8 protein-coding genes and 1 pseudogene are annotated in these 6,107 nt (G+C 73.9%); 8 read left to right on the top strand and 1 reads right to left on the bottom strand.

The genetic code is table 11. The features are described from left to right. From AC1DV7_RS17985 to AC1DV7_RS17975, 3 genes and pseudogenes are all read left to right on the top strand, one after another. Positions 1–213 (top strand): annotated as a pseudogene (locus AC1DV7_RS17985) (hypothetical protein); the annotation flags it as partial. Between the two features lie 47 nt (positions 214–260). Beyond that, entirely contained in the window at positions 261–773 is a 513-nt protein-coding gene (locus tag AC1DV7_RS17980; RefSeq protein WP_477598705.1) for a sigma-70 family RNA polymerase sigma factor, read from the top strand. Further along, the gene (locus AC1DV7_RS17975) at positions 770–1,492 is read left to right on the top strand and encodes a zf-HC2 domain-containing protein (protein ID WP_477598704.1); all 723 of its coding nucleotides are present in this window, start codon (positions 770–772) and stop codon (positions 1,490–1,492) included. Before AC1DV7_RS17980 ends, AC1DV7_RS17975 begins: the two co-directional genes overlap by 4 nt. Here AC1DV7_RS17975 and AC1DV7_RS17970 read toward each other — a convergent pair. After that, complete coding sequence (locus AC1DV7_RS17970; RefSeq protein WP_477598703.1) at positions 1,434–1,847, bottom strand: hypothetical protein; 414 nt, start codon at positions 1,845–1,847, stop codon at positions 1,434–1,436. The genes AC1DV7_RS17975 and AC1DV7_RS17970 overlap by 59 nt on opposite strands. 258 nt (positions 1,848–2,105) lie before the next feature. Here AC1DV7_RS17970 and AC1DV7_RS17965 point away from each other — a divergent pair, with 258 nt between their 5' ends. From AC1DV7_RS17965 to AC1DV7_RS17945, 5 genes are all read left to right on the top strand, one after another. Further along, on the top strand, positions 2,106–3,080 hold the full coding sequence (locus AC1DV7_RS17965; protein ID WP_477598702.1) for a zinc-dependent alcohol dehydrogenase: 975 nt from the start codon (positions 2,106–2,108) through the stop codon (positions 3,078–3,080). Between the two features lie 3 nt (positions 3,081–3,083). Next, positions 3,084–3,545 (top strand): 6-pyruvoyl trahydropterin synthase family protein, encoded by a 462-nt coding sequence (locus AC1DV7_RS17960; protein WP_477598701.1) that lies wholly within the window; start codon positions 3,084–3,086, stop codon positions 3,543–3,545. Beyond that, entirely contained in the window at positions 3,542–4,606 is a 1,065-nt protein-coding gene (locus AC1DV7_RS17955; RefSeq protein WP_477598700.1) for a glycosyltransferase family 4 protein, read from the top strand. Before AC1DV7_RS17960 ends, AC1DV7_RS17955 begins: the two co-directional genes overlap by 4 nt. After that, complete coding sequence (locus AC1DV7_RS17950) at positions 4,603–5,454, top strand: SAM-dependent methyltransferase (RefSeq protein ID WP_477598699.1); 852 nt, start codon at positions 4,603–4,605, stop codon at positions 5,452–5,454. Before AC1DV7_RS17955 ends, AC1DV7_RS17950 begins: the two co-directional genes overlap by 4 nt. Before the next feature lie 235 nt (positions 5,455–5,689). Further along, on the top strand, positions 5,690–6,107 hold a 418-nt coding region (locus AC1DV7_RS17945), incomplete at its 3' end, for a lysylphosphatidylglycerol synthase domain-containing protein (protein ID WP_477598698.1).

Below are 6,107 nucleotides of genomic sequence, written 5' to 3'. Positions count from 1 at the left end.
GGTCTGGCGCGCGCGATGGCGCGGTCTGGCGCGCGCGATGGCGCGGTCTGGCGCGCGCGATGGCGCGGTCTGGCGCGCGCGATGGCGCGGTCTGGCGCGATGGCGCGGTCTGGCGCGATGGCGCGGTCTGGCGCGGGCGGTGGCGCGGTCGCGGGCGGTGGCGCGGTCGCGCGCGGCACGCCTGTTCCCTCCTTCGCGAAGAACCGTGACTGATGAACCGTGTCGATCACGGCTGCGTAAGGATGGGGGTGGGAGGTCGGATGCCCGCGAGCTCCACCGCGTTGATGCAGCAGCTGCATGACGACCATGCCGCCGCGCTGTGGGGCTACTGCCTGCGGCTCACCGGCCAGGACCGTGCGCACGCCGAGGACGTGGTGCAGGAGACGCTGCTGCGCGCATGGCGCAACCACGACCGGCTGGACGAGTCGCGGGGGTCCGTGCGCGCGTGGCTCTTCACCGTGGCCAGGAACATCGTCATCGACGAGTGGCGCACCCGCCGGACCAGCGCTGAGCTGACGGTGGCCGAGGTTCCCGAGGCGCGCGAGCCCGGTGACCACACCGACCAGCTGCTGCTGTCGTGGATGGTCGCCGACGCAGTCCTCACGCTCTCGCAGGACCATCGGGACGTCCTCCTCGAGTGCTACTACCGCGGGGCCTCCGTCGCCCAGGCGGCCCACCGGCTCGGCATCCCTGAGGGCACGGTGAAGTCGCGCACCCACTACGCCCTGCGGGCCCTGCGCCTGGCCCTCCAGGAGATGGGGGTGGGGGCATGACCTGTCACCTGGCCCACCTCGACGGCTCGTACGTCCTCGGCGCACTGTCCCCTGCCGAGCGGCTCGAGTTCGAGCGGCACCTGCCGCAGTGTGCCGAGTGCAGCCGGGCGGTGCGCGAGCTGGCCGGCCTGCCCGGCCTGTTGGGGCAGGTGGACGTCGCCACCCTCGACCCGGGCACTGGTCCGCCGTTGCCCGACACCATCCTGCCCGCGCTGGTGGGCGAGGTCCGCGGCGCACAGCGCAGGCGTTCGGTGCTCGTCGCCACCGTCGCCGCCTCGGTCGCGGCGGTCGCCGTGGTGGCGTTCGCCCTCGCAGGAGGACTCGGCGAGGGCCGCGGCGACGGCGACGGCGTCGGTGGGGACCGATCCGCGACGGCAACCCCCTCCGTCACCGCGAGCCCGACCGGACGCCCGATGGTCGCGAGCGGCCGGACGCCCGTCCGCGCCGAGCTCCTGGTCACCGGAGTGGCCTGGGGCACGCGCCTGGACCTGACCTGTTCGTACGTCGCCGACACAGCCGACTACGAGGGCTCCGGAGACGGTCAGTACGCCCTCGTCATCCGCACCCGGGACGGCCAGGCCGAGCAGGTGGCGACGTGGCGAGCGCTGCCGGGACGCACGATGCGGCTGTCGGCGGCGACCGCCACCGACCGCAGCGACATCACCGCGGTGGAGCTGCGGACTGCCGGGGGGACGGTCCTGCTCCGGCTGGCGACCTGACAGCTCGCCACTGCTCGAGCAGCAGGAACAGCCCGCCCACGATGCACACGACCTCCGAGGCGGCCGCGGAGAGCACCCATCCGCCCGTCCAGGTCTCGTGCACCCCGAAGAGTCCCACCGTCGCGGACGTCACGAAAGCCCCCAGCGTGCTCGCCCCGAACCCGGCGACGAGGAATGCCGGGACCCAGTGTCGCCATCGCAGCAGCAGGACCGCGATGACCGCGCCCGCCACGCCGTTGAGCAGGAAGGCCGGTCCGATGACGTCGATGTCCCGGTAGCCGTCGAACCACCACAGGATGAGGTGGACGGCCGCCGAGACCAGGGCCGCCACCGCTGTCACGATCCGCACCCACATGTCGTGCCTCCGTCCGTCGTGGTCCGTCGTGGTCAGGAGGGGCGCCGGGCCGGCAGCCGGCTCACGCCATCCCTCTCCTCACCACGGCCGCGGACTCCCGCCGGTTCACGCGGCCTTCGTCAGCGCGCGAAACCTCGCGATCACCTGCGCGCGGACGTGAACCAGGCCCACCCCGGTTCCGTGTCACGGGGTACGACCGGTGCACCACCTCGTGCGTGTGTCCGGCCCCGCCGACACCCGGGAGGAGGCGCACCGCCGGTGGAGGCCCGTGCCCTCTGGCTGCTGGAACCGGGTGTTGCCGAGCTGCGGCGCGTCCAGGTGCCTGATCGCGGGCCCGACGAGGTCCTCGTGCGGACCCTGCGCTCAGCGGTCAGCCGCGGCACGGAGGCCCTGGTGTTCCGCGGGGGCGTTCCTCCCGACCAGTACGAGCGGATGCGCGCACCATTCCAGGAGGGTGACTTCCCCGGCCCCCTCAAGTACGGCTACCTCAGCGTGGGCGTCGTCGAACAAGGACCGGCCCGGCTGGTCGGACGCACGGTCTTCTGCCTCCATCCGCACCAGACCGCATACGTCGTCCCGGTCTCGGCCGTCGTGGAGGTGCCCGAAGGTGTGCCGCCCGAGCGGGCGGTGCTGGCGGGCACCGTGGAGACCGCCGTGAACGCACTATGGGACGCCGCGCCCCTGGTCGGTGACCGGGTCGCCGTCGTGGGAGCGGGAATGGTGGGCCTGTGCGTCGCCCGACTGCTGGTCGGCATCCCCGGCACCGAGGTGACGGTCGTCGACGTGGAGCCGGCGCGGGCAGACGTCGCCGCAGCCATCGGCGCCGCTTTCGCGACACCCGTCGACGCGCCCCACGGCCGCGACCTGGTGGTCCACGCGAGCGCCTCGTCGGCAGGCCTGCAGCTGTCGCTGGACCTGCTCGCGCCGGAGGGCAGCGTCCTGGACCTCAGCTGGTACGGCGACACCGAGGTGGGGCTGCGACTGGGTGGTGCGTTCCACTCGGGGCGCCTGTCGATCCGCGCGAGCCAGGTCGGGAGCGTCTCGCCCGCACGCCGAGGCAGCCGGTCGCCGTCCGAGCGCCTCGCGCTGGCCCTCGAGCTCCTGCGCGACCCGGCGTTCGACGCCCTGCTGAGCGGCACCTCGCGGTTCGACGAGCTGCCTGAGGTGCTGCGGGCGCTGGCGGACGGGAGCGTGCCTGCGATCTGCCACGTCATCACCTACGACGAGGAGTAGCCCATGTTCAGCGTCACCGTCCGCGACCACCTGATGGTCGCCCACAGCCTGCGCGGAGAGGTCTTCGGACCGGCCCAGCGGCTGCACGGCGCGACCTACGTCGTCGACGCGACCTTCCGCGCACCAACGCTCGACGCCGACGGGCTGGTGGTCGACATCGGCCGGGCGGGCGCTGCCCTCGCCGCCGTCGTCGGGGAGCTGACGTACCGCAACCTCGACGAGGACGAGTCCCTGGGGCCGACGAACACGACCACGGAGCGGCTGGCCGAGGTGGTCGCGGACCGGCTCGCCGCCCGGGTACGGGCCGGCGAGCTGGGCGCCGCAGCGAGCAGGGCCCTGGCCGGGATCGCCGTGACGCTGCACGAGTCGCACGTCGCCTGGGCGTCGTTCGAGCGGGCACCGTTCGACCAGGAACCGTTCCACGAGGCATCCCTCGACCAGGCACCATCCGAGCGGGCTCCATGAGGACGGTGCACGTCGTCGTCCCGGACGGGGTCCACGACCCCCTGCGGCCCAGCGGCGGCAACACCTACGACCGCATGCTGTGCGGCGGGCTGACCGATCTGGGCTGGGTCGTCCGCGAGCACCGGGTGCCTGGACAGTGGCCAGACCCCGACCCGGTGTCGCTCGCCGGCCTGGGGCAGTCGCTCGGCGACCTCCCGGACGGCAGCCTCGTCGTGCTGGACGGACTCGTGGGCTGTGCGGCCCCAGACGTCCTGGCGCCCGAGGGCGCACGCCTGCGACTGGTGGTCCTCGTGCACCTGCCGCTGGGCGTTCGTGCGGCCACGGGTGGTCACGACGACCATCGCGCACGGGAGTGCACGTGCCTGCTCTCGGCAGCGGCAGTGGTGGCGACGAGCAGCTGGACGCGCAGCTGGCTGCTGGAGGCCTACGCGCTCACGCCGCGTCGGGTCGCGGTCGTGGCGCCGGGCGTCGAGGGTGCCGCGCTGGTCGCGGGCGGTCCCACCGGCGGGAACCTGCTGTGCGTGGGAGCCGTCACCCCAGCCAAGGGGCAGGACCTCCTCGTGAGGGCGCTGGCCGACCTGGTCGACCTCGCCTGGTCCTGCACCTGCGTGGGCTCTCTCGAGATCGACCCGTCGTTCGCCGCCGACCTGCGGGAGCGGACGGCGGCCCGGCTCGGCGACCGCGTCGCCTTCGTCGGCCCTCGCGTCGGCGGCGAGCTGGACGCCGCGTATGCCGCGGCCGACCTCCTGGTGGCACCCTCGCGGACCGACACGTTCGGGATGGTCGTCACGGAGGCGCACGCCCGAGGGATCCCCGTCGTCGTGGCGGACGTCGGGGGGCTGCCCGAGGCGCTCGGCGTCACCACCACGGGACGGCCCGGGGGTCTGTTGGTCCGTCCGGGCAGCCAGGTGTCGCTCGGTCTCGCACTGCGCAGGTGGCTGACGGAGCCCGCCCTGCGCCGTGACCTGCGCGATGCCGCCCGCATTCGGCGCACCACGCTCCCCGACTGGTCTGCCACCAGCGAGGCCATGGGCAGGGTTCTCTGCGCGGTGTCGGCGTGAGCGAGCGTGGCGAGGCACGGGTGGACCCCGGGTGGTTGCGACTGCGGGAGCCAGCGGACGCCGCCGCCCGCTCCGTCCGGCTGACCCGGAGGATTCGTGCGACCCACCAGGCGCGCGCAGGCGGTGCTGTCACGGTCGTGCACGACCTCGGCTGCGGCTCCGGCTCCCTCGGGCGATGGCTCGCCCCGGGCCTCGTCGGTCCGCAGCACTGGGTCCTGCACGACCGGGACGCCGACCTGCTGCGCCTCGCTGAGTCCGACCCACCGCTGAGGTCGGGCAACGGCGCTGCCGTCACGGTCGAGACCCGGCACGTCGACGACGTCACCCGGCTGCGGCCCGAGGCCCTCACGGGGGCGTCCCTGGTCACCGCCTCTGCCCTGCTCGACATGTTGACCGCGGAGGAGCTCCTGCGACTCGTCAGGCTGTGCGTCGGCGTGGGATGTCCTGCCCTCGTGACCATCTCGGTCACCGGGCTCGTCGAGCTCACCCCGGCCGACCCCCTTGACGGGGCGTTCGCCGCCGCCTTCAACGACCACCAGCGACGGACCGTCGCCGGCCGGCCGCTGCTCGGTCCCGACGCCGTCGGGGAGGCCGTCCGACTGTTCCGCTCGATGGGTGCCGAGGTCAGCACGGAACCGACCATGTGGCAGCTGGACGCGCGGAGGCCGGCGCTGACGTCCCAGTGGCTCGACGGCTGGGTCGGAGCAGCCTGTGAGCAGCGGCCCGAGCTCACCGGAGCGGGATCGGCCTACCTCACTCGCCGGCGCGCCCAACTCCGCGCGGGTCTGCTCCGCGTCACGGTCCACCACCTCGACCTGCTGGCGCACCCACCACCAGTGGGCGGGTGAACCGCCCTGTCGCAATGCCCGTATGGGGGGTGGACGGGCCATGTTCGCGACGCGGTGCGGGACGCCGTGCCGAGCTGTCGAGCAGCATTCACCGCGGGAACGGGCACCGTGGGCAGACGGGCGATCGGAGGTCGGGATCAACGCATCGTGGTGGGCCTGGGCGCGGTCGCTGGGTGGCCTCGCGATCGTGGTCGTCCTCGTGAGCCGCCTCGGGGGTCAGGCGGTACTGGACGCGATGCGCGCGACTCCAGTCGAGTCCCTGGTCCAGGGGGGCGCCACAGGCGCCGTCATCATCGCCGTGACGACCGCCTGTGGCGCCTGGCGGTGGCAGCTCATCGCGCGGAGGCTGCGCGTGGAGCTGCCGCTGCGCGCAGCCTTCGCCGCCTGCTACCGCTCGCAGTTCCTCAACGTCACGCTGCCGGGTGGGGTGCTGGGCGACGTCGACCGCGGCCTGCGCCACGGTCAGGGGGTCGACGACCGCGGCGCCGGCCTGCGGGCGGTCGCGTGGGAGCGGGCGGCCGGGCAGGTCGTGCTGGCCGGGGTGGCCGCGCCGGTGCTGGTCCTGGGCGGCCGAGCCGGCTGGCCGTCCACGATCGTGACGGTGTGGGCCCTCCTCCTCGCGACCGGGCTGGCCCTCGGGCTGTGGTGGGCGC

Source organism: Pedococcus sp. P2_E4 (genome assembly GCF_056403935.1).
Note: the sequence above shows the minus strand (reverse complement) of the source record. Positions and strands in the feature narration are given on the sequence as shown.